This window comes from Pseudarthrobacter sp. 902506025 (assembly GCF_040702325.1).
GTDB lineage: Bacteria > Actinomycetota > Actinomycetes > Actinomycetales > Micrococcaceae > Arthrobacter.
On the sequence record NZ_JBFBKW010000004.1, the window covers coordinates 36,327 to 56,601 of the forward strand.

Here is a 20,275-nt window from a genome sequence, read left to right on the forward strand (position 1 = left end):
GGGGCTGTCAGGGGCTGCTAGTGGATGTGGCTGCCGCCGTTGATGTCGATGGTGGTGCCGGTGAGGTAGGCCGAGTCTTCGGAGGAGAGGAAGGCGATCACGGCGGCCACTTCCTCGGTGGTGGCGTTGCGGCCCAGCGGGATGCCGGCGTTGATGGCGGCCTCCTGCTCCTCGGTGCTGCCCACGCGGATGTTGGTGTCAACCGCGCCGGGGGTGATGGCGTTGACGGTGACGCCGGTGGTGCCCAGTTCACGGGCCAGGGCCTTGGTGAAGCCCAGGATGGCTGCCTTTGCGGCGGAGTAGGGGACCTTGCCGAAGACGCCGCCGCCGCGCTGGGCTGACACGGAGGACATGTTGACGATCCGGCCCCAGCCGTTGTCGATCATGTCCGGCAGGAAGGCCTTGGTCACCAGGTAGGTGCCGGTGGCGTTGACGTCCATGACCTTGTGCCACAGCTCAAGGGTGGTCTCCAGGAACGGGATGGGCGAGGTGATGCCGGCGATGTTGGCCAGGGCGCCGACGGGCGGGAGATTGCCGGCGGCCACTTCGGCGGCGACGGCGGCCTGGGCGGCAATCACGGAGGCTTCGTTGGCGACGTCGATCTCGTGGCCGAAGGCGGGGACGTTGAATTCGTTGCCGATTTCAGCTGCGACCTTGGCGGATTTCTCGCCGTCGAGGTCAAGGATGACGATGCCCCAGCCGTCACGGGCGTAGCGGCGGGCGGTGGTGATGCCGATGCCGCGGTCTGAGGTTGCTCCGGTGAGGACGGCGGTGCGCTGGATGGTGGTCATGGTGGTGCTCCTTGAATTGTTTTGATAGATCGATTGCTCCGTAAGTGTCGTTTTGGACGTTCAAAACGACACCTACTCAGCAGTCGATGGAGGGGGTGGGTTCAGATGAGGTCGGTGATGAAGCTTGCTGCCTTGGCGGCGGCGGCGGGACGTTCGTCGTTGGTGACGTCCCGGGTTTCCAGTTCGAGCGAGAAGTGGCCGGTGTAGCCGTCGGCGGCGAGCCGCTTCAGGCCGCCGGCGAAGTCGGCGTCCCCGTTGCCGATGCTGAGGTTGATGTTCCCCGGCACGGCGTCGCGCAGGTGGACGTGGCTGATGCGGCCCTGGTGCCGGTCCAGGTAAGCCTGGATGTCCTCGCCGGACGCCACAATGTGGCTGAAGTCCATGACGATCCCGACGCCGGAACCGGCAAGGCGGTCGGCCAGGAGTCCCGCGCGCTCCAGGTTCCAGCAGAACCGCAGGAAGTGCAGGGATTCGGTCCAGAGTTCGACGCCGAACTCCGCCGCCCGCCGCCCGGCACCAATGAGCTGGGCGGCAACGAGGTCCAGGTCCTCGTCAACGCTCCGGACCGGGGCGTGGTCCAGGGCGCCGCACGGCAGGACCAGTGCCTTCGCACCGATGTTTGCCGTCAGGGTCAGCAGGGCGTCAAGGTGGCGCTCCCGCCCGGCCCGGCCCACGTCGTCGAGCACTTTGTTCAGGTCCCCGATGTCGCCGTTCACGGAACGGACGCGCAGGCCCGAAGCGTTGACCTCGGCGGAAACAGTGTCCACCGCGGCCGCATTCAGCTCGTAGGGCACGTGGTCACAGACGCCGGGCAGCGCGCCCAGGTCGATTTCCTCGAAGCCCAGCCCCTTCATGGTGCGCAGGGCGGTGCCCAGGTCCTGGTGCCGGAAGCTGATGGACGAGCACCCAAGTCTGGAATGGAACATCATTGATCCTTTGGTTCGTGCCGGGCTGTAGTGATGGGGACCACAATACGGAAGTTAACTGTCAACAGTCAACTCTAAAAGTCGACTGTTGACAGTCGGAATGATCTGGGTCACACTAGATCCCATCAATTGTTAACAGTCGACAGCGGCGGACCTCCTTCAGCCGCTTTTCGAAAGGGAACCACCATGAGCAAAGATGCTCTGACCATGCGCGGCCCGGTCCACGGCACCAAGGACGCCCGGCGAGTTGCCATCGGATCCGGCGTGGGGGCCGTGATTGAGACGTATGACTTCATCGGCTTCGGCACCGCTGCCGCACTGTACTTCGGCACCGCATTCTTCCCCGGAAGCGATCCCGTGACCGGCACCCTGGCCTCCTTCGCCACCCTCGGCGTCGGATTCGCAGCCCGCCCCCTTGGCGGCATCATCGGCGGTCACCTCGGCGACAAGGTGGGCCGCAAGCCGGTCCTGGTCGCCTCCCTCATCCTGATGGGCCTGGCCACCTTCGCCATCGGGCTGCTCCCCACCTACGCGGCAGTCGGACTGCTGGCCCCGGCACTGCTGGTCTTCGTCCGCATCGTCCAGGGCCTGGCCTTCGGCGCTGAGTGGGGCGGCGCGATCCTGATGAGCTACGAGCACGCACCCTGGAAGGCCAAAGGCAAGTACACCGGCATTGTCCAGGCCGGCTTCCCCGTGGGCCTGCTGCTGGCCAACCTGACCTTCCTGTTCAGCGTCCAGCTGGGTGGCGAGCTCGCCTGGCGCATCCCGTTCCTCGCCAGCATCCTGCTGGTCATCGTGGGCCTGATCATCCGTTCCAAGGTCCCCGAGTCCCCGGTGTTCGATGAGGTCAAGGACAGCGGCGCCATCGTGAAGGCCCCCATCGTGGAGGTCATCAAGACGGACTGGCGCAACATCGTCAAGGGCATCGGCCTCCGCATCGCCGAGACCGCCGGCTACGCCGTCTCCATCACCTACATGATTTCCTACATCAACAGCCAGCACCTGGCGGACAAGAGCCAGACCCTGATCGCCCTCTGCATCGCTTCGGCCATTGGCATCTTTGCCACCCAGGCCTGGGCAGCAATGACGGACCGCATCGGCCGCCGCCCGCTCTACATCTGGTCCACCGCTTTCGCCGCACTGTTCGCCATCCCGATGTTCCTGCTGGTCAACACCGGCCTGTTCATCGCCATCATCCTGACCATCGTGATTTCCTACGCGGTATGCCAGAACTCCCTGGCCGGCGCCCAGGGCGCCTGGTTCCCGGAGCTCTTCCAGGCCAAGACCCGCGCCTCCGGCGCCAGCCTGGCGTACCAGATCTCGGCCATGGTGTCCGGCTTCACCCCGTTCATCACCACGCTGCTGTTCGTCAGCTTCGGCTGGATGGGCCCCGCGCTGCTCTTCGGCGCGTACGCCCTGATCGGCCTCTGGGCCGCCGTCGCCACCCGGGAAACCTGGGGCAAGCGGGAACGTGAGCTGGCTGACGAGGCCACCAAAAGCACCCCGAACACCGTCAACGCCTGAATGACCACCACGCACACGACCACGGAGCCAGTAATGCCTACAGATACCGTCCAGGACGCCCCGCAGGGACAAACACTGCAGGGACAAGCACTGCAGACTGCGGTGACTCCGGAACGGCTGGAGAAGATCAGTGCCGCCGCGTACCGGATCCGGCACCACGCCCTGAACATGGGCGAGGTGCAGGGCCAGGGGTACGTGGGCCAGGCCCTCGGTGCCGCGGACATGCTCGCCACCGTCTACGGTGACCAGCTCCGCTTCCGCGCCGAGGACCCGCACTGGGAAGCCCGCGACCGGTTCCTGCTCTCCACCGGCCACTACGCCATCGGCCACTATGCCGCTCTCGCCGAAGCCGGGATCGTCCCGGTGGAGGAACTGGAGACCTATGGCTCGGACGATTCCCGCCTGCCGATGTCCGGCATGTCCACCTACACGCCGGGCATGGAAATCTCCGGCGGCTCGCTGGGCCATGGCCTGACCATCGCCGTCGGCATGGCCCTGGGCCTGCGCTACCAGGGCTCGTCCGCCCGGGTGTTCAACTTCCTCTCCGACGGGGAACTGGACGAGGGCTCCACCTGGGAGGCCGCGATGGGCGCGCACCACCACCAGCTGGGCAACCTCACCGCCATGGTGGACATCAACGCCCTGCAGGCCGACGGCAAGACGGACACGGTGCTGCGCACCGAACCGGTCACCGAAAAGTGGGAATCCTTCGGCTGGTACACCCAGCGGGTGGACGGGAACGACGTCGGGGCGCTGCTGGCGGCGTTCGACAACGCAGCTGCCCAGGCCGCCACCGTCGGACGTCCTTCCGTGATCCTGTGCGACACGAAGGTGGGCCGGGGCGTGCCGCTGCTGGAGAACCGCGAAAAGGCGCACTTCATGCGCATCGAAGAGAACGAATGGCAGATCTGCCGCGAGCAGCTCACGGCCGGCTACGAAGGAAAGGCTTCAGCATGAGCACCACTACCGAGGCCCCCGACACCGCAGCAGCGGCCAAGCCGAAGCTGAAGACCTCGGCGATGATCGCATCGTTCGCCGACCCGGGCCAGAAGACCTCCAACGCACCGTTCGGGCATGCCCTGGTCAAGGCCGCACAGGAGAACGACAAGATCGTGGGCCTGACCGCGGACCTGGGCAAGTACACGGACATGCACATCTTCGCCCAGGCCTTCCCGGAGCGGTTCTTCCAGATGGGCATGGCCGAGCAGCTGCTCTTCGGCGCAGCCGCCGGGCTCGCCGAGACGGGGCTGGTGCCCTTCGCGTCCACCTACTCGGTGTTCGCCGCGCGCCGCGCCTACGACTTCCTCTGCCTGGACGCGGCCGAACCGAACCTGAACGTCAACATCGTGGGCGGCCTGCCCGGCCTGACCACCGGGTACGGCCCCAGCCACCAGGCCACGGAGGACATGGCGATCTTCCGCGGCATGCCCAACCTGACCATCGTTGACCCCTGCGACTCGATCGACATCGAACAGGCCGTGCCGCAGCTCGCCGTCTCGGAGGGCCCCACCTACCTGCGTCTGCTGCGCGGCAACGTGCCCACCGTCCTGGATGAGTACGACTACACGTTCGAGCTCGGCAAGGCCAAGGTGCTGCGCGGCGGCAACGACGTGGTGTTCATTTCCTCCGGCCTGATGACCATGCGCGCCCTGCAGGCAGCCAAGGCCCTGGCGGCACACAACGTGGACGTCGCCGTCGTGCACACCCCCACCATCAAGCCGTTCGACGCCGAAACCGTCCTCAAGGAAATCAACACGGACCGCCTCGCCGTCACCCTGGAGAACCACTCCGTGGTGGGTGGGCTGTTCGAAACCGTGGCCTCCGCCGTCGTCACCGCCGGTGTGGGCAAGCGCGTGGTGCCCGTGGCGCTGCCGGACCAGTTCCTGGACGCCGGCGCCCTGCCCACCCTGCACGACCGGTACGGCCTTGCCGTGGACCGCATCGTGGCCAAAGTCCTCGCCGAGCTCGGCTAGGGCACGAAACCAATGCAGAAAGCACGGCACCGGTCCCCTCCGGTGCCGTGCTTTCTGCCGTAATATCGAAACCACTACCGACTGTAAACAGTCGACTTATGACATTGAGGACAGAAGCCATGGCCGGACTGACCGCCCCGCTGCTGGGACTGGAAAAGAAAAGCCTGCGCGAGCAGGCGCTCTCGGCACTGAGGACCGCCATCACCAGCGGCGAGCTGGAACCGGGCCGGCACCTGGTGGAAACCGAACTGTCCGAGATGCTGCAGATCAGCCGCGGCACGCTCCGCGAAGCCCTCCGCCAGCTGGAACAGGAGGGCCTGCTGTCCGCCGGACCCCGTGGCCGCCTCTCCGTCCGCCACCTGGACGAAAAGGAAATCCGGGACATCTACGCCGTCCGCGCCGCCCTGGAATCCCTCGCCGCCCGGACACTCTGCGAGCTCCCGGACCGGCAGCACGTCACCGAATCCCTCCACAAAGCCATCGACGCCATGACGGAGGCCACGAACGGAAGCCTGGAGGAGCGGATCGAATCCGACCTCGAATTCCACCGAACCCTCTGCCGGCTCACGGGCAATGAAACCCTGCTCCACTCCTGGGAGTCATTGGAAGGGTCCATCCGGATGTCCATCATGTTCGCGGGCCTGGAAAAGGGCGTCAGCAACATGAGCGTTGACCGCCACAAGGACATCGTGGGCGCCATCGACACCGGGGATGCCACCCTGGCCCGGAAGACCATCCTGGAACACATGGATACCGCCGCCGCCAACCTGGTGGCGTAGCCCCTTCGCGGCCCTGTCCAGGGAATCCTCGCGGCCTCCCGGCCGTTAACCTACTGCGCGGTAAATAACCGCGGTGGTAACGAGGGATGGTATGACCGCAAAGTTTGTGTCAGTCGAGGACGACGCCGGAAAGGTCACCCGGTACAGCCGCCATGACAACGGCGGCGGCCTCATCGCTCCGGGAGCCAGCGTGGCGGAGAGCGCCCGGATCGGCCCCATGACCTACGTTGAGCACGGCGCGCAGGTGGGTTCAGGCTGCCGGATTGGACACGGCAGCTGGATCGACCGCGGCGCGACCATCGGTGACCGGACGGTCATCGGCGACGGCGTGCGCATCGGCCGGGGCACGGTGATCGGCAACCGCGTCCACATTGGCAGCCACTCGCGCATTGGCTCCAGCGTCCTGATCGAGCACGGCGTGCACCTGGATTCGGACAGCACCGTGCCGGACGGCAGCGAAGTTATCGCGGGCGCCCATTCACGCCTGGCACCCGCCAGGCACCGGACGCACCGCAAGGCGAAGGGCGGCCTGGCCGCCTAGGTTGCGGGCGCCATGCGTAAGCTCAGGGGTCAGCCCGCAGTGCTTCCGCGTACCACGAGCTCCGCCGGATAAATGACGGGCTCCCAGGCCTCTCCGGGGTTGCCGATGGCGCTGACCAGCAGCTTTCCGGCCGCAGCCGCGATGTCCGCCACGGGATGGGCCACGCTGGTGAGTCCCAGGCCGTTTGCCGCCTGGATGGGGTGGTTGTCGAAGCCCACCACCGCCACATCGTCGGGCACCCGCCGCCCGCTTCCGCGAAGAGTGTCCACCACGCCGAGCGCCATGAGGTCTGATGCGGCGAATATCCCGTCCACTCCGGGCGTCCCGGCCAGCAGGCTCTTGGCAGCGGCGGCACCTCCCGCCGTCGTGAAGTCCCCGTGCATCACCGGTCCGGGCTCAAGGCCGGCTTCCCTGAGCCCCTGCAGCCATCCTTCCAGGCGGTCGACGGCGGCCGTCATGTCGGTGGGGCCGGCGACAGTGGCGAGCCGGGTGCGGCCGGTTCCCGCCAGGTGCCGTGCCGCCAGCCGCCCACCCTCGACGTTGTCCAGGTCCACGTAGGGAATCCCGGATTCCGTGTCCCACGGCCTTCCGATGAAGACGGTGGGCAACCCGGTAGCGCCCAGGGTCTCCACCCAGTCGTCAGCACGGTGGTGGGATACCACGATCGCACCGTCAACGTGGCCCCCGCGCAGGTAGCGGATGGTCCGCGCCGAGTCGTCGCCGGCCCGGGACATCAGCAGTACCAGCTGCAGGTCCGTCTCACGCAGTGCTTCATTGACTCCCGTAATGACTGCGGCGAAGTACGGGTCCATCATGACCCGGGCGTCGGGTTCGGGGATGACCAGCGCCACCGAACCCGTGCGCCGCGTGACCAGGCTTCGCGCGGCACGGTTTGGGGTGTAGCCGAGTGCCACGATCGCGGCATCAACCGCAGCCTGGGCCTGCGCACTCACCTTGGAGCCGCCGTTGATGGCGCGGGATGCAGTGGAGCGGGACACCCCAGCGGCCGATGCCAGGTCCTCCAGCGTGGGGCTGGGCCGCGCGGGGCCGGCCGGAGCGGCCCGGCTGGTCTTTTCGTTCATTACACCGACAATACGACACCGCCGCTCCGTGGGAGCGCTCCCGCGAAACCCTTGCCCCGACAAAAACCCGATGCTACGCTTCCCCGACGGGAGCGCTCCCACCACTCGACCCCGGCTGCCTGTCGCAGCCGTTATGGTCGTCCAGTCCCACCACTGACAGGACCAGCAATGCCGCTATCCTCACGCCCTGATGCACCCAGACCCCTTCCGCCGCAGCGCCGGCACCACCATGGCATCGTTGCCGCAAGCACCGCCCTCCTCATCGGGCTGTTCGCCGCCGGCGCGACCGTTCCGGCACAGGCCGCACCCTCAGCCGCGCAGCCCGCAGTCCAGGCTCCGGCGTCGCCACCGCCGCCGGCACAGACCCCGCAAAACCCTTTCGGGCCCAACACGTACGTCTTCGATCCCGGCATGCCCGTGGCCCAAATCCAAGCCACCGTGGACGCCATTGCGGCCCAGCAGGTGGATGACGAAATGGGGACCAAGCGCTACTCCCTGCTGTTCAAGCCCGGCACCTACGGCACCCCCGAGGAGCCGCTGATTGTCCAGGTGGGCTATTCCACGGAGGTCGCCGGGCTGGGTGCTGCACCCACCGACGTCACCATCAATGGACACGTCGACGTCTACAACCGCTGCCTCACCGCGGACAACTGCATCGCCCTGAACAACTTCTGGCGCTCCCTGTCCAACCTCACCATCAATGTCACCGGCCTCGAAGGCTGCCGCAGCTCGGCAAACTTCTGGGCCGCCTCCCAGGCTTCGCCGATGCGCCGGGTCAACATCACCGGCGGCAACCTTTCCCTGATGGACTACTGCACCGCCGGCCCGCAGTACGCCAGCGGCGGCTTCATCGCTGATTCCAAGACGGGCGCCGTCATCAACGGTTCCCAGCAGCAGTACCTGGTGCGCAACAGCAGCATTGGAAGCTGGTCCAACGGAGTCTGGAACCAGGTGTTCTCGGGCGTCAACGGGGCACCTGCAGATTCCTTCCCGGACCCGCCGTACACCACCCTGGACACGACTCCCATCAGCCGCGAGAAGCCCTACCTGACGGTGGACCCCGCCGGGCAGTACAGCGTGTTCGTGCCCTCCGTGCACCAGGACTCAGCGGGGACCACGTGGGAAAACGGCCCTACGGAAGGCCGCAGCATCCCGCTGCCCGACTTCTACGTCGCATCGCCCGGCGATTCAGTGCAGACCATCAACACGCAACTGGCCCGTGGAAAGAACCTGCTCCTTACCCCCGGGGTCTACGACATTGACCGCAGCATCGAGGTCAAGCGCGCAGGAACAGTGGTGCTTGGACTTGGAATGGCAACACTTTCCGCCGTCAACGGATCGGTTCCCCTGACAGTCGCGGATGTCCCCGGCGTGGACATTGCTGCCGTCACCGTGGATGCCGGTGAGGTCAACTCACCCGCCCTGATGCGCATCGGCAAGGCAATCCCGGGCGCAGGGGGCGGAGCGGCCAACTCTGCCGTCCGCAGCGATCCGGCCAATCCCACCGCCCTCCACGATGTGTTCTTCCGCATCGGCGGGCCCCATGTGGGCAAGGCCTCGGTCAGCCTGGAAGTCAACAGCGACAACGTACTCCTGGACCACATCTGGGCCTGGCGCGCAGACCACGGGAACGGTGTCGGTTGGACCACCAACACCGGCAGGAACGGCGTGATCGTCAACGGCAACAACGTCACCGCCACCGGGCTGTTCGTGGAGCACCACCAGGAGTACAACGTCATCTGGAACGGCGAAAACGGCAAAACGGTCTTCTTCCAGAACGAACTGCCATACGACGCCCCCAACCAGGCAGCGTGGCAGCATGACGGGATTCTCGGCTGGGCCGGCTACAAGGTCTCGGACTCCGTCAAAACCCATGAACTCTGGGGCGGCGGCAGCTATGTGTACAACAACGTGGACCCCGCCATCCACGCCACCCGCGGCTTCGAGGTGCCGGTGACGCCCGGCGTGAAGCTGCACAGCCTGCTGACCGTGAATCTTGGCGCCGGGACATTGGACCACGTGGTCAATGACACCGGAGCGCCGGTGTCCACGGACGCCGTCGGAGTTCCCAGCTACGTGGCCGATTTCGGCTAGGAGCCGCCCACCACAACGGGGGGCGCGGCGCCGGCAGTGGATGCCGGCTCCGCGCCCCTATCCGTTCCGGGCCTGCCTCCACGCCAGCGCGGCCCCGCCCCAGACGGCCAGCAGCAGCGCCACCAGCAGCAGTCCTGCGTCGCCCAGGTTGATCGATGAAAGCCACGCCGTCACCGGATCATGCAAACCGAATGCGGCGTGAAAGAAGCCGGCCAAAGTGATCACGGCAATGAACAGGGCCGAGACCGCCGAGATGCCCGTCACCACAGCATTGAAGCCAAGCTTCCGCCCCGGGTCCGCCAGTGCCGAGCGGTACATCCGCATCATCGCCATCCCGTTCACCGAATCACACAGCGTCATCGCGGCGGCGAAGGCGAGCGGGAGGGCGAGAAGGGCAAACGGGGGCACCCCGGCCAGGGACGCCGCCGTCGTCATCATCAGCAGCCCGATGGTGGTGGCGGTATCGAAACCCAGCCCAAAGAGGAAGCCAATCACGTAGATGTTCCGCGGCCGGCGCACCCTGGCGAGGGGTTTGGCCAGCAGCCGCGCCACCAGTCCCTGCGGTTCCAGGTCGCGGGGATCAATGGCTGCTCCGGCCCGGGAACGCCGGAAGGCAGCGGCCGAGCGGGTGAAGGCCGAGCCGTTGAACAGCCCCATGGCCAGCAGGAACAGCCCGGATGCACCGCTGCCGATCAGCCCCAGCACCAGGTTCCCGGCCGTACCGTCCTCCATCAGGCCGCCAACCATGGACGCACCGGCGATTACCAGCACCCCCGCCAGGGTCACCACCGAGCTGTGCCCCAGGCTGAACGCGAAGCCCACGCTCACCGGATGCTGCCGCTGTGCCACGAACTTCCGGGTCGAGTTGTCGATGGCGGCCAGGTGGTCCCAGTCGTAGCTGTGCTTCACCCCGGCCAGGTAGGCGGTAAGGACAAGACCCCAGGAGAGCGCCCCGCCGCCCCCGGTCCGGGTTCCGGCAAGCAAAAGGACGACGGCGGCAGCGTGCAGCGCGGCCACGGCACCAAAGGTGAAGAGCGCCCGGGTCCGGAGCGGCAGCGAGTCCCGGTCCCGGTAGAGCGCGGCGATGCCGGCCATCAGTGCTTCCTCAGGTCCAGCGGTCCCTGGCGGTACCAGCGTCCGCGCAGCAGGTCCGTGCAGGATCGAAGCAGGCGGTTCAGTTCGTCGGTGCTGTTGGAGAGGCTCCGCAGCACCAGCCCGGTGGTCCCCGACACAGTGCGCGTCAGCGAAATGCCGGTCAGGGCCCGGTGGTCAGCGGTCAGCAAGTGCAGTTCGTCGGCAAGCGCCTGGTCCACCCTGGGATCCACCACCACCAGCGATCCGAGGTGGCTGTAGCCTTCCATGAACCCCAGCCCGGTGACGTCGTGGAGCGGCGGCCGGATCAGCAGGTTGTCCAGCGCCAGCAGTTCGGTCCCCGCCCCGGTTTCCACACAGATGTGGTTCCTCAGGCGCACTTCCTCATACCGGAAGGCGGCGCCGTCGGGCGACCAGCCGGGCGTCACAACCTCGGCCATGACCAGCGACGACGAGGGCCGCAGGGTCACGGACGTCCACTGCCGGTAGCTGGCTTCCCGGTAGGCGATGAGCTGGTCCGGCATGAGTTCCAGCCGCGCCCCCTCCCCCAGCCGCAAAACCATCCGCTGCTCGGCAAAAGAGCCCGGAGTCCGATAGACCTTCGTAGCGGACTGCGTCGTCAGCAGCAGAGAAGCAGAGTCCTGGACTTCAACATCGAGCAGGAAAAGGTCCGCCCCTAAATAAGCCCCGCCAGGATTCACGATGACGTAGCAAACCTGCCCGGAGTCATCGAGGTAATGCGGCCGCATAACCCTCAAGGCACCCCGATGGTACTGATGCTCGGCAAAGGATCGCCGACCACGAACGGCGACCCGAAGCTCAAGCTCGCCCATCGGGGGCCGATCAGCGGACGCGGGTGGAAGGGGCCGCGGCGTGGCGGGCACCGCGGAGGGCCCACTGGCGCGAGGGCCCCGATCCGAGCTTGCGAGGATTGGGAGCGCCTGGGGACGGGCACGGCCCCTTCCACCCGCGGGCGCAGGCCCCGGTGACGGACGCGCGGAACTTGCTGCCGCCCTCGTACTCATGCCAGGTCGAGCATCAGGACGTCGTGCCGGATCCATTCGATGACCTTCTCGAGGCCTTCGTCGGTTTTGAGGTTGGTGAAGCAGAACGGCTTGTTTCCACGGAATTCCTTGGAGTCCCGTTCCATGACGGCGAGGTCGGCGCCGACGTGCGGGGCGAGGTCGGTTTTGTTGATGATGAAGAGGTCGGATTTGATCATGCCTTGCCCGGCTTTGCGGGGGATCTTTTCGCCTTGGGCCACGTCGATGATGTAGATGGAGAAGTCCACCAGTTCGGGGCTGAAGGTGGCGGAGAGGTTGTCGCCGCCGGATTCGACGAAGATGACCTGCAGGTCCAGGTGCCGGGCTTTGAGTTCCTCGATGGCGGCGGTGTTCATGGAGGTGTCTTCGCGGATGGCGGTGTGCGGGCAGCCCCCGGTTTCGACGCCGATGATGCGGTCCACGGGCAGGATGCCGTTGGCGGCGAGGATTTTTGCGTCCTCGATGGTGTAGATGTCGTTGGTGATGGCGGCCATGGAGATGTCGCCGCTCATGTGCCGGGTGAGGCGCTCCACGAGCTGGGTTTTACCGGCGCCGACGGGCCCGCCGATGCCGATTTTGATGGGTTCAGTCATGGTGTCCTCCTACTAGCTCATGAACATCCGGGCACGCTGGCGTTCGTGCCGCATTTGCGAAATTTCCAGTCCGGGGCTGACGGCGCCGAGGTCGTCCGGCGTAAGGTGCGCGACCGCATCGATGGCGGCAGCGACGTCGTCGTGCGCTGTCCGCAGCACGCGCTGCCCGGCGTTCTGGCCGAGCGGGATGGCGCGGACGGCGTTCTGCGTGAGGGACGTGACGTTGGCGAAGAGATAGGCGGCGAGCGCATCCTGCAGCGGTACTCCCAGGGAGCGGGCGACGACGGCGAACGCCAGCGGCTGGTGCCCGGCGGCGCGGCCCGTGGCCACCAGGTCCCGGTACAGTTCCAGCGCAGGCGAGGGAAACACCTCAGCCCCAATCTCGAGCAGCCGGCCGCCCATCTTCACGCTCGCCTCCCGGACCTGCCGTGGCAACAAAGAGGCAGAGAGGAGAGCATCCAGCTCCCCAAGATCACCGCCCTCATACAAAAGCCGAACAGCAAGCCCATCGGAGTAAGTCAGCTGCTGGCCGACGAAGGCACCGAGCCAGAGCCCGAAAGACCCTTCATCAAAAACGAGCTCCCGATCGAGGTACGTCTCAAACCCAAAGGAGTGAGCAAAAGCCCCAGTAGGAAGAGCAGAGTCAACCAACTGCTGCAACGCCAGCTGATACCCGCTCACGAAAGGCGCACCCAAGGCGACGAACCCAAGCGACGCGAGGGATATGGGGCCGCGGCGTGGCGGGCCTCGTGGGGGGCCCACTGGCGCGAGGGCCCCGACCCGAGCTTGCGAGGGTTGGGAGCGCCTGGGGACGGGCACGGCCCCCAATCCGGGCCGGCGCACCCAAGTGACACCACCCGTGGAGCGCGCAGCGCTGCGACAGGGTTACTAGTGCGAGTGTTCAGCATGGCGAAAAGGCACGGGCATGACGCGTTCCTGGCGGGAGTAGGGCACACCGGCATGGATGAGGTAGTCCTCGACGGTGTGGTCGTAGGCGCACACCATGACGGCCGCCCCGTACTCGCTGTCCGCGTCGAAGAATTGTGCCTGGAGGTGGCGGTTGCCGAGGGAGTGCGCGGTGACGCCCATTTCGTGGAAGGTGCGGGGCGCGATGACCAGGACGTCGGTGGGCAGGACGGACACCACGATCATGTTGGCTTCTTCGACGTGGAGGATGTCGCCGTCGCGGAGGTCGCCGGAGCCGGCGGGGAGGCGAATGCCGATTTCCTTGCCGTGGTCGGTGGTGGCGCGCTGGATGCGTTTGACCAGCTGGGCGCTGGGCAGGACGACTTTTTCGCGGTGCAGGCCGGCGTAGGCTGCGAGGTCGGAGTCCGGCAGGTCGTGCAGGTTGCCCAGGACTTTGTCGATGATCATGTGGTTGCTTTCGGGGGTTTGGAATTTCGCGGTTCTAGAAGAGGAAGTACCGCTGGGCCATGGGCAGCACGTCGGACGGTTCGCAGGTGACGTCCTCGCCGTCCACCGTCACCTGGTAGGTTTCCGGGTCCACCTGGATGTCGGGCGTGGCGTCGTTGTATTTGAGGTCGGCTTTGGTGAGGTTGCGGATTCCGGAGACGGGCCGGATGACCTTTTCCAGGCCCAGTTCCCGGGGCACGCCGGCGTCGATCGCGGCCTTGGACAGGAAGGTGATGGAGGACTGCTGCACAGCCTTGCCGAAGGTGGCGAACATGGGACGCATGGTCCGGGGCTGCGGGGTGGGGATGGACCCGTTGGAGTCGCCCATGAGTGCGTAGGCGATCTGGCCGCCTTTGAGCACCAGTTCCGGTTTGACGCCGAAGAATGCCGGGTCCCACAGCACCAGGTCCGCGAACTTGCCCACTTCCACTGACCCTACGGAATCGGCGATGCCCTGCGCGATGGCGGGGTTGACGGTGTACTTGGCCACGTAGCGCTTGAGCCGGAAGTTGTCGCTGTCCGCGCTGCCGTGCGTCCCGCCGTCGGCATCTTCCAACACCCCGCGCTGCTTCTTCATTTTGTCCGCCACCTGCCAGGTGCGGGTGATCACCTCGCCTACCCGGCCCATGGCCTGGGAGTCGGAGGAGGTGATGGAGAAGATGCCCAGGTCCTGCAGGACGTCTTCCGCGGCGATGGTTTCGGCGCGGATGCGGGAGTCAGCGAAGGCCACGTCCTCGGGGATGTCCGGGTTGAGGTGGTGGCAGACCATCAGCATGTCCAGGTGCTCTTCGATGGTGTTGCGCGTGTACGGCAGCGTGGGGTTTGTGGAGGCCGGCAGGACGTTGGGCATGCCGGCAATCTTGATGATGTCCGGAGCGTGGCCGCCGCCTGCGCCTTCGGTGTGGAAAGTGTGGATGACCCGGCCGGCGATGGCGCGGATGGTGTCCTCCACGAACCCGCACTCGTTCAGGGTGTCGGTGTGGATGGCCACCTGGACGTCGTACTCGTCCGCGACCTGGAGCGATGTGTCGATGGAGGAGGTGGTGGCTCCCCAGTCTTCATGGACTTTGAGCCCGATGGCACCGGCACGGATCTGCTCGGCGAGGGGTTCGACGGCGGACGCGTGGCCTTTGCCGAACAGGCCGATGTTCATGGGGAATGCCTCGGCGGCCTGCAGCATCCGCTGGATGTGCCACTTTCCGGGCGTCACGGTGGTGGCTTTGGTGCCTTCGGCGGGGCCGGTGCCGCCGCCGATCATCGTGGTCACGCCGCTGGCCAGGGCGGTGGGGATCTGGTCCGGGGAGATGAAGTGGATGTGGGTGTCGATGCCGCCGGCGGTGAGGATTTTCCGCTCGCCCGCGATGATTTCGGTGCTCGAGCCGATCACGATGTCCACGCCGTCGGTGATCTGCGGGTTGCCGGCCTTGCCGATCCGGAAGATGTGGCCGTCCTTCAGCGCCACGTCCGCCTTGTAGATGCCCGTGTGGTCCAGGATCACGGCGTTGGTGATGACGGTGTCCGGAATGTCCTCATCACGGGTTGCCTGGCCGTTCTGCCCCATGCCGTCCCGGATCACCTTGCCGCCGCCGAACACCACTTCCTCGCCGTACACGGTGAGGTCCTCTTCGATTTCGAGGAAGAGTTCGGTGTCCGCCAGGCGGATCCTGTCCCCGGTGGTGGGGCCGTAGAGGTCCGCGTACTGCCGGCGCGGAATGTCGAAGCTCACTCGCCGTCCCCTTCCGTAACAGGCCCGCGTTGGCGCGTCCCGCCGTCGAGCCTTCCGTTGACCGCGTTGCTGAGCCCGTAGACCTCCCGGGACCCGGCCAGTTCAATAAGCCGCACGCTCCGCGAATCCCCCGGCTCGAACCTGGCCGCCGTTCCCGCGGGGATGTCCAGGCGCCGGCCGTAAGCTGCCTCGCGGTCGAAGGCCAGGGCCGCGTTGGCCTCGGCGAAATGGAAATGCGACCCCACCTGGACGGGCCGGTCGCCGGTGTTGGTCACGGCCACCTCGATGGCCTCCCTGCCCGCGTTGGCCGTCACGGGCTCCGGCCGGAGGACGTACTCGCCTGGAATCATTGCCGCACTCCTTAACGGATGGGGTTGTGGACGGTGACCAGCTTGGTGCCGTCCGGGAAGGTGGCCTCGATCTGGACGTCGTGGATCATCTCCGGCACGCCTTCCATCACGTCCGCCCGGGTGAGCAGGGTGGTGCCGTAGCTCATGAGGTCGGCCACGCTCCTGCCGTCGCGGGCGCCTTCGATCAGTTCATAGCTGATGATGGCCACGGCCTCGGGGTAGTTGAGCTTGAGGCCGCGGGACTGCCTTCGGCGGGCCAGGTCGGCGGCCACCACGATCAGGAGTTTCTCCTGCTCACGCGGCATAAGATGCATGGGGTTCCCTTCGACGGCCTGCGGCGTGCTGCCAGCGTAAGCGGGTCACGTTTCCGCCAGGTTTCAGGAGTATCAACAAAAGCTGGGGATATGCCCCAACGGTGGGAAGGCTAGTTTGCCCCGCTGAGCCGGGCAAGGATCTCGTCGCTGGACTGGATGGGCTGCCGGTAAGTGGCGGAGAGGATGCGGAGCATGTCGGCAGCGTCCTGGTCGGCTTCGGAGGCCATCGCGTCCTTGGCGTAGGTGACCCGGATGTTGTGCGCGAATGCGTCGGCTGCGGTCTGGGCGATGCAGTTGTGCGTGGAGACTCCGGCGAGCACCACCTCGCCGGCGTCCCAGTTCCGCAGCCGGGCCAGCAGGTTGGTTCCCACGAAGGCACTGTCCCTGGTCTTGTTCAACTGGGGCAGGTCCTCCTTGATGAGGCCGGGCACCGACTGGGCCTGCGCGCTCCCGCGGAAAATGAAGCCCTGGTCGTCGTCGAGCATGCTGAGGGTCCAGGTGGACTTGTCCCGCTCGTGTTCGGTGCCGACCAGGAGCGCGGCGTGCCCGGCGGCCTTGAACCCTTCCAGCAGCCGGTTGCACCCACTGACCACCCGGTCCTGCTGCGCCGCCAGTTCGGGCGTTTCGAAGAATGCGTTCTGCATGTCGATGACCAGGAGGGCAATCATGTGGGCACCTTTCCTCGTTGAACCGGTGGGCCGGGTGGTGAGGAAAAGTTACCCGCGTGGAGCGCGGCGAAACCCTAGGGTGCGGATTCCCTGACCTTCAGTTCGAACCCGGCTTCCACGTGCACGCCCTGTTCCGAGGGCTCCCTGCCGGCGATCCGCTCCAGCAGCAGATGGATGGACCGCTCCGCGATCTCATCCATGCCCGGCGAGACGGTGGTCAGGGAGGGGGACGCGAACCGCGCCTCGTCGATGTCGTCAAAACCGGCCACCGCCACGTCCTGCGGCACCTTGACGCCGCGGATCAGCAGCTCGTGCATGGCCCCCAGCGCCAGTACGTCATTCAGCCCGAAGACGGCGTCGAACTCCACGCCCTTATCCAGCAGGCCGGCGACGGCGGCAGCACCCGTATCGCGCCGCCATTCAGCCGGTGCCACGAGCGCGGCGTCGAAGGGGATGCCTGCTTCCGCCAGCGCACTCCGGTACCCGTTCAGGCGCAGGCCCGCAGTCCCGGCGGACTCCCCCGCGTTCGCTCCCACCACGGCGATACGACGGCGGCCGCCGGCCAGCAGATGCCTGGTCAGCGCAGCCGCGGCTTCCTCATTCTTCATGGTCACCAGATCGAACCGGGGATCCACGATGTGCTCGCCGAGCATCACCACCGGTTTTTTGCCCGCCCGCGCGGCAATAGCATCCGCGTCCACCACCAGCGGCGTGAACAGGAGGCCGTCGGTGAGCTGCCGGAAGGTCCCCTGGAGGGCGCCAAGTTCAGCGGAGGCTTCGGCGTCGGACTGCTCCACCATCACCCGGTACCCGTGCCGGGCGGCAGCCTTCATCAGCCTGGACGCCAGCTCGGCATAGTAGGGGGCGGAAAGGTCGGACAGGACCAGGCCCAGCATGGACGTCTTGCCGGACCGCAGGCTGCGGGCGGTGAGGTTGGCCTCGTAGCCCAGCTCCGCGATGGCATCCTGCACCCGTTGCTTGGTGGCGGGACGGATGAATTCATAGTCGTTCAGGACGTTCGAAACGGTTTTGAGGGAGACGCCTGCCGCCCTCGCGACGTCATTCATGGTGACTGCCATTAACGTTCTTTTCCTGCCTTTGCCGCCGCCTTGGCAGCCTGCTTGCTGGCCCGCACCTTGACCAGGGATTCCGGGTCAACGATGTCGGCCACCGACAGGAAGGCGCCATCCTCACCGTAGTGGCCTGCCGCTTCGCGCCAGCCCGGAGCCTCCAGGCCGCGCTGCTTGCCCAGCAGGGCAAGGAAGATCTTCGCCTTTTGCTCCCCGAAACCGGGCAGCGCCTTGAGCCTGCGCAGCACCTCGGCACCGTCCGGCGAGCCCTGGGTCCAGATGGCGGCGGCGTCACCGTCCCACTCGTTCTGGACCGCCTCGGCGAGCGCCTGCACGCGTGCAGCCATGGAGCCCGGAAAACGGTGGACGGCGGGCCGTTCCTTGAACATCTCCACGAACGCCGCAGGATCGTGCGCCGCAATGGCCCCGGGCTTGAGCGACCCGATCCGGGTCCGGATCTTTTCCGGCCCGGCGAACGCGGATTCCATCGTCACCTGCTGGTCCAGCAGCATGCCGGTCAGGAGGGCGAAGTCGTCCTCACTCAACAACTTGTCCGCGGCGGGATCACCCGTGATGTGCAGTTCCATGCCGTCCATCCTCCCACCTGCGGACCGCCGTCGTCATAAGCACACCCCCAGGGAAATTTCGCCGGGTCAGGCCTCCACGGCCAGCCGGATCATGGACCAGGACACTGCCGGAAGCTCAGCGGTGAGCCGGCCGCCTTCCACCTTCACCGTGCCGTTTTCCGAGGGCAGGACGGAGGTGGAATCGTCGGCGCTGGCCTGCCAGTAGGGGTCCTTGTTGGCGTAGGTCACGGCCTCCATCACCCGGACATCGCCCAGGCCTGCCACGGCAGCATCCAGTGCGAGGGCATCGGTGGCCGATCGGTTCACTGCGAACACTGTGGCCTCACCCTTGTCCGGGTCGTAGGTGGCGACGGCGGACAGTGCCGCGAAGCCGGTCGTGGTGCCGCCGTTGACCAGCGGGGATTCGACGGCGAGCTGCAGCACCGTGCCGGAGGCGTGCCGGGAGGTCAGGGCGAAGGGGTGGAAGGTGGTCTGCTTCCAGGACCGGCCGCCGGGCTCGGTCATGATGGGTGCGATGACGTTCACCAGCTGCGCCAGGCTGGCCGAGTAGACGCGGTCGGTGTTCCGGAGCAGCGTGACCAGGAGGTCCCCCACCACCACGGCGTCCGCCACTGTGTAGGTGTCCTCCAGCAGGACGGGGGCCACCGGCCAGTCCTTGCCTGTGGGCACCTTGGACTCGTCGCGGCTCATGTGCCAGACGTTCCATTCGTCGAAGGAGATGTTCACCTGCCTGCTGGACTTCTTGACTGACTTCACGTGGTCGATGTGGCTCACGATGTCGCGGATGAAGGCTTCCATCTTGTGCCCGGCAGCCAGGTGTTCCTGCAGGTCGCCGAAGTCCTCGAAGTACTGGTGCGCCGAGATCAGGTCCACCAGGTCGTAGGTTTCCGCCAGGACCACGCGCTCCCATTCCCCAAAGGTGGGCATGCTGGGCCCGGAGCTGCCGCAGGCCACGAGTTCCAGGTCCGGGTCGATCATGCGCATCCCGCGGGCTGTGTCCGCCGCGAGCCGGCCGTACTCCAGGGCGTTCTTGTGGCCGATCTGCCAGGGGCCGTCCATTTCGTTGCCCAGGCACCACATCTTGATGCCGTAGCCGTTGCCTGCCCCGTTGCTGCGGCGTTGCTCGGACAGGGCCGTCCCGCCGTCGATGTTGCAGTACTCCACGAGGTCCAGTGCCTCCTGCACGCCGCGGGTGCCCAGGTTGACGGCCATCATGGGTTCCACGCCGGCCTTGGCCGACCACTTGGCGAACTCGTCCACGCCCACGGTATTGGGGTCGGTTGAGTGCCAGGCCAGGTCCAGGCGGGCGGGACGCTGGTCCACCGGGCCCACGCCGTCCTCCCAGCGGTAGCCGGAGACGAAGTTGCCGCCCGGGTACCGCACGGTGGAAACGCCAAGTTCACGGGTCAGTTCCAGGACGTCCTTGCGGAAGCCGTCCTCATCGGCGTCCGGGTGTCCGGGTTCGAAGATCCCGGTGTAGACGCACCGGCCCAGGTGCTCAACGAACGCGCCAAACGTTCGACGGCGGACGGGGCCCACGGTGAACGACGGATCGATGGTGATTTTGGCTGCGGTGGGTTGTGGCTGGGTCACAGGGATATCCTCGGGTAGTTTTTACAACGTTATAGAAGATATTGTTTGTTGCCCCGCTCCGGGAGTCAAGGGTTTGGCCTGCGGCGACGCCGGGAGGTTCCAGCCGGGACCGGAGG

At 66.5% G+C, this 20,275-nt stretch carries 21 protein-coding genes; 6 read left to right on the forward strand and 15 right to left on the reverse strand.

What is annotated here, in order from left to right; translation table 11 throughout:
* Positions 1 to 17: 17 nt before the first annotated feature.
* Both AB0280_RS10000 and AB0280_RS10005 read right to left on the reverse strand, forming a co-directional pair.
* Positions 18 to 791 (reverse strand): SDR family NAD(P)-dependent oxidoreductase, encoded by a 774-nt coding sequence (locus AB0280_RS10000; protein WP_175317869.1) that lies wholly within the window; start codon positions 789 to 791, stop codon positions 18 to 20.
* 101 nt (positions 792 to 892) lie between these two features.
* Positions 893 to 1,717 carry a sugar phosphate isomerase/epimerase family protein gene (locus AB0280_RS10005; RefSeq protein WP_366367140.1) on the reverse strand — a complete coding sequence of 275 codons (825 nt, stop codon included), beginning with the start codon at positions 1,715 to 1,717 and terminating at the stop codon, positions 893 to 895.
* Positions 1,718 to 1,903: 186 nt separating this feature from the next.
* Here AB0280_RS10005 and AB0280_RS10010 point away from each other — a divergent pair, with 186 nt between their 5' ends.
* The 5 genes from AB0280_RS10010 (at position 1,904) to AB0280_RS10030 (ending at position 6,534) form a co-directional block, all read left to right on the forward strand.
* Positions 1,904 to 3,241 carry an MFS transporter gene (locus AB0280_RS10010; protein WP_307492841.1) on the forward strand — a complete coding sequence of 446 codons (1,338 nt, stop codon included), beginning with the start codon at positions 1,904 to 1,906 and terminating at the stop codon, positions 3,239 to 3,241.
* A gap of 33 nt (positions 3,242 to 3,274) precedes the next feature.
* Positions 3,275 to 4,198, forward strand: coding sequence for a transketolase (locus AB0280_RS10015; protein WP_307492840.1), 924 nt, complete (start codon positions 3,275 to 3,277; stop codon positions 4,196 to 4,198).
* Positions 4,195 to 5,214 carry a transketolase family protein gene (locus tag AB0280_RS10020; RefSeq protein ID WP_159634162.1) on the forward strand — a complete coding sequence of 340 codons (1,020 nt, stop codon included), beginning with the start codon at positions 4,195 to 4,197 and terminating at the stop codon, positions 5,212 to 5,214. The genes AB0280_RS10015 and AB0280_RS10020 overlap by 4 nt, the downstream gene beginning before the upstream one ends.
* Positions 5,215 to 5,333: 119 nt before the next feature.
* A complete protein-coding gene (locus AB0280_RS10025; RefSeq protein ID WP_159635915.1) occupies positions 5,334 to 5,993 on the forward strand; it encodes a GntR family transcriptional regulator in 660 nt (219 codons plus the stop codon).
* 91 nt (positions 5,994 to 6,084) lie between these two features.
* The gene (locus tag AB0280_RS10030; protein WP_307492837.1) at positions 6,085 to 6,534 is read left to right on the forward strand and encodes a DapH/DapD/GlmU-related protein; all 450 of its coding nucleotides are present in this window, start codon (positions 6,085 to 6,087) and stop codon (positions 6,532 to 6,534) included.
* A 29-nt stretch (positions 6,535 to 6,563) separates the two neighbouring features.
* Here AB0280_RS10030 and AB0280_RS10035 read toward each other — a convergent pair whose 3' ends face one another.
* Positions 6,564 to 7,616, reverse strand: a complete 1,053-nt coding sequence (locus AB0280_RS10035) for a LacI family DNA-binding transcriptional regulator (protein WP_307492835.1) — start codon at positions 7,614 to 7,616, stop codon at positions 6,564 to 6,566.
* Positions 7,617 to 7,784: 168 nt separating this feature from the next.
* On the opposite strand from AB0280_RS10035, the gene AB0280_RS10040 reads away from it, so the two are divergent.
* Complete coding sequence (locus tag AB0280_RS10040; RefSeq protein WP_307492833.1) at positions 7,785 to 9,710, forward strand: adenylyl cyclase; 1,926 nt, start codon at positions 7,785 to 7,787, stop codon at positions 9,708 to 9,710.
* A gap of 57 nt (positions 9,711 to 9,767) precedes the next feature.
* Here the strand turns inward: AB0280_RS10040 and AB0280_RS10045 are convergent, their stop codons facing one another.
* From AB0280_RS10045 to AB0280_RS10100, 12 genes are all read right to left on the reverse strand, one after another.
* Positions 9,768 to 10,805, reverse strand: coding sequence for a HoxN/HupN/NixA family nickel/cobalt transporter (locus tag AB0280_RS10045; RefSeq protein ID WP_307492831.1), 1,038 nt, complete (start codon positions 10,803 to 10,805; stop codon positions 9,768 to 9,770).
* On the reverse strand, positions 10,805 to 11,635 hold the full coding sequence (locus AB0280_RS10050; RefSeq protein ID WP_307492829.1) for an urease accessory protein UreD: 831 nt from the start codon (positions 11,633 to 11,635) through the stop codon (positions 10,805 to 10,807). Before AB0280_RS10050 ends, AB0280_RS10045 begins: the two co-directional genes overlap by 1 nt.
* Positions 11,636 to 11,823: 188 nt before the next feature.
* Positions 11,824 to 12,438, reverse strand: coding sequence for an urease accessory protein UreG (ureG, locus tag AB0280_RS10055; protein ID WP_366367144.1), 615 nt, complete (start codon positions 12,436 to 12,438; stop codon positions 11,824 to 11,826).
* Positions 12,439 to 12,450: 12 nt separating this feature from the next.
* Positions 12,451 to 13,119 carry an urease accessory protein UreF gene (locus AB0280_RS10060; RefSeq protein WP_307492826.1) on the reverse strand — a complete coding sequence of 223 codons (669 nt, stop codon included), beginning with the start codon at positions 13,117 to 13,119 and terminating at the stop codon, positions 12,451 to 12,453.
* A gap of 207 nt (positions 13,120 to 13,326) precedes the next feature.
* Entirely contained in the window at positions 13,327 to 13,812 is a 486-nt protein-coding gene (gene ureE / locus AB0280_RS10065; RefSeq protein WP_307492823.1) for an urease accessory protein UreE, read from the reverse strand.
* Positions 13,813 to 13,846: 34 nt separating this feature from the next.
* Positions 13,847 to 15,577, reverse strand: a complete 1,731-nt coding sequence (gene ureC, locus AB0280_RS10070) for an urease subunit alpha (protein ID WP_366367147.1) — start codon at positions 15,575 to 15,577, stop codon at positions 13,847 to 13,849.
* Positions 15,574 to 15,927, reverse strand: a complete 354-nt coding sequence (locus AB0280_RS10075) for an urease subunit beta (RefSeq protein ID WP_307492819.1) — start codon at positions 15,925 to 15,927, stop codon at positions 15,574 to 15,576. Before AB0280_RS10075 ends, ureC begins: the two co-directional genes overlap by 4 nt.
* Before the next feature lie 11 nt (positions 15,928 to 15,938).
* On the reverse strand, positions 15,939 to 16,241 hold the full coding sequence (locus AB0280_RS10080; RefSeq protein ID WP_224024310.1) for an urease subunit gamma: 303 nt from the start codon (positions 16,239 to 16,241) through the stop codon (positions 15,939 to 15,941).
* A gap of 110 nt (positions 16,242 to 16,351) precedes the next feature.
* Complete coding sequence (locus tag AB0280_RS10085) at positions 16,352 to 16,909, reverse strand: cysteine hydrolase family protein (protein WP_366367149.1); 558 nt, start codon at positions 16,907 to 16,909, stop codon at positions 16,352 to 16,354.
* A 74-nt stretch (positions 16,910 to 16,983) separates the two neighbouring features.
* Complete coding sequence (locus tag AB0280_RS10090; protein WP_224024308.1) at positions 16,984 to 17,988, reverse strand: LacI family DNA-binding transcriptional regulator; 1,005 nt, start codon at positions 17,986 to 17,988, stop codon at positions 16,984 to 16,986.
* Complete coding sequence (locus AB0280_RS10095) at positions 17,988 to 18,575, reverse strand: HhH-GPD-type base excision DNA repair protein (protein ID WP_307492810.1); 588 nt, start codon at positions 18,573 to 18,575, stop codon at positions 17,988 to 17,990. Before AB0280_RS10095 ends, AB0280_RS10090 begins: the two co-directional genes overlap by 1 nt.
* A gap of 57 nt (positions 18,576 to 18,632) precedes the next feature.
* On the reverse strand, positions 18,633 to 20,159 hold the full coding sequence (locus AB0280_RS10100) for an alpha-N-arabinofuranosidase (protein WP_366367151.1): 1,527 nt from the start codon (positions 20,157 to 20,159) through the stop codon (positions 18,633 to 18,635).
* Positions 20,160 to 20,275: the final 116 nt, after the last annotated feature.

Coding starts and splice junctions, on each gene's coding strand:
- AB0280_RS10035 (WP_307492835.1), bottom strand. CDS start 7,616: ATGAACGAAAAGACCAGCCGGGCCGCTCCGGCCGGCCCCGCGCGGCCC.
- ureE (WP_307492823.1), bottom strand. CDS start 13,812: ATGATCATCGACAAAGTCCTGGGCAACCTGCACGACCTGCCGGACTCC.
- AB0280_RS10095 (WP_307492810.1), bottom strand. CDS start 18,575: ATGGACGGCATGGAACTGCACATCACGGGTGATCCCGCCGCGGACAAG.
- ureG (WP_366367144.1), bottom strand. CDS start 12,438: ATGACTGAACCCATCAAAATCGGCATCGGCGGGCCCGTCGGCGCCGGT.
- AB0280_RS10080 (WP_224024310.1), bottom strand. CDS start 16,241: ATGCATCTTATGCCGCGTGAGCAGGAGAAACTCCTGATCGTGGTGGCC.
- AB0280_RS10025 (WP_159635915.1), top strand. CDS start 5,334: ATGGCCGGACTGACCGCCCCGCTGCTGGGACTGGAAAAGAAAAGCCTG.
- AB0280_RS10040 (WP_307492833.1), top strand. CDS start 7,785: ATGCCGCTATCCTCACGCCCTGATGCACCCAGACCCCTTCCGCCGCAG.
- AB0280_RS10010 (WP_307492841.1), top strand. CDS start 1,904: ATGAGCAAAGATGCTCTGACCATGCGCGGCCCGGTCCACGGCACCAAG.
- AB0280_RS10005 (WP_366367140.1), bottom strand. CDS start 1,717: ATGTTCCATTCCAGACTTGGGTGCTCGTCCATCAGCTTCCGGCACCAG.
- AB0280_RS10000 (WP_175317869.1), bottom strand. CDS start 791: ATGACCACCATCCAGCGCACCGCCGTCCTCACCGGAGCAACCTCAGAC.
- AB0280_RS10090 (WP_224024308.1), bottom strand. CDS start 17,988: ATGGCAGTCACCATGAATGACGTCGCGAGGGCGGCAGGCGTCTCCCTC.
- AB0280_RS10015 (WP_307492840.1), top strand. CDS start 3,275: ATGCCTACAGATACCGTCCAGGACGCCCCGCAGGGACAAACACTGCAG.
- AB0280_RS10045 (WP_307492831.1), bottom strand. CDS start 10,805: ATGGCCGGCATCGCCGCGCTCTACCGGGACCGGGACTCGCTGCCGCTC.
- AB0280_RS10075 (WP_307492819.1), bottom strand. CDS start 15,927: ATGATTCCAGGCGAGTACGTCCTCCGGCCGGAGCCCGTGACGGCCAAC.
- AB0280_RS10030 (WP_307492837.1), top strand. CDS start 6,085: ATGACCGCAAAGTTTGTGTCAGTCGAGGACGACGCCGGAAAGGTCACC.
- AB0280_RS10020 (WP_159634162.1), top strand. CDS start 4,195: ATGAGCACCACTACCGAGGCCCCCGACACCGCAGCAGCGGCCAAGCCG.
- AB0280_RS10050 (WP_307492829.1), bottom strand. CDS start 11,635: ATGGGCGAGCTTGAGCTTCGGGTCGCCGTTCGTGGTCGGCGATCCTTT.
- AB0280_RS10085 (WP_366367149.1), bottom strand. CDS start 16,909: ATGATTGCCCTCCTGGTCATCGACATGCAGAACGCATTCTTCGAAACG.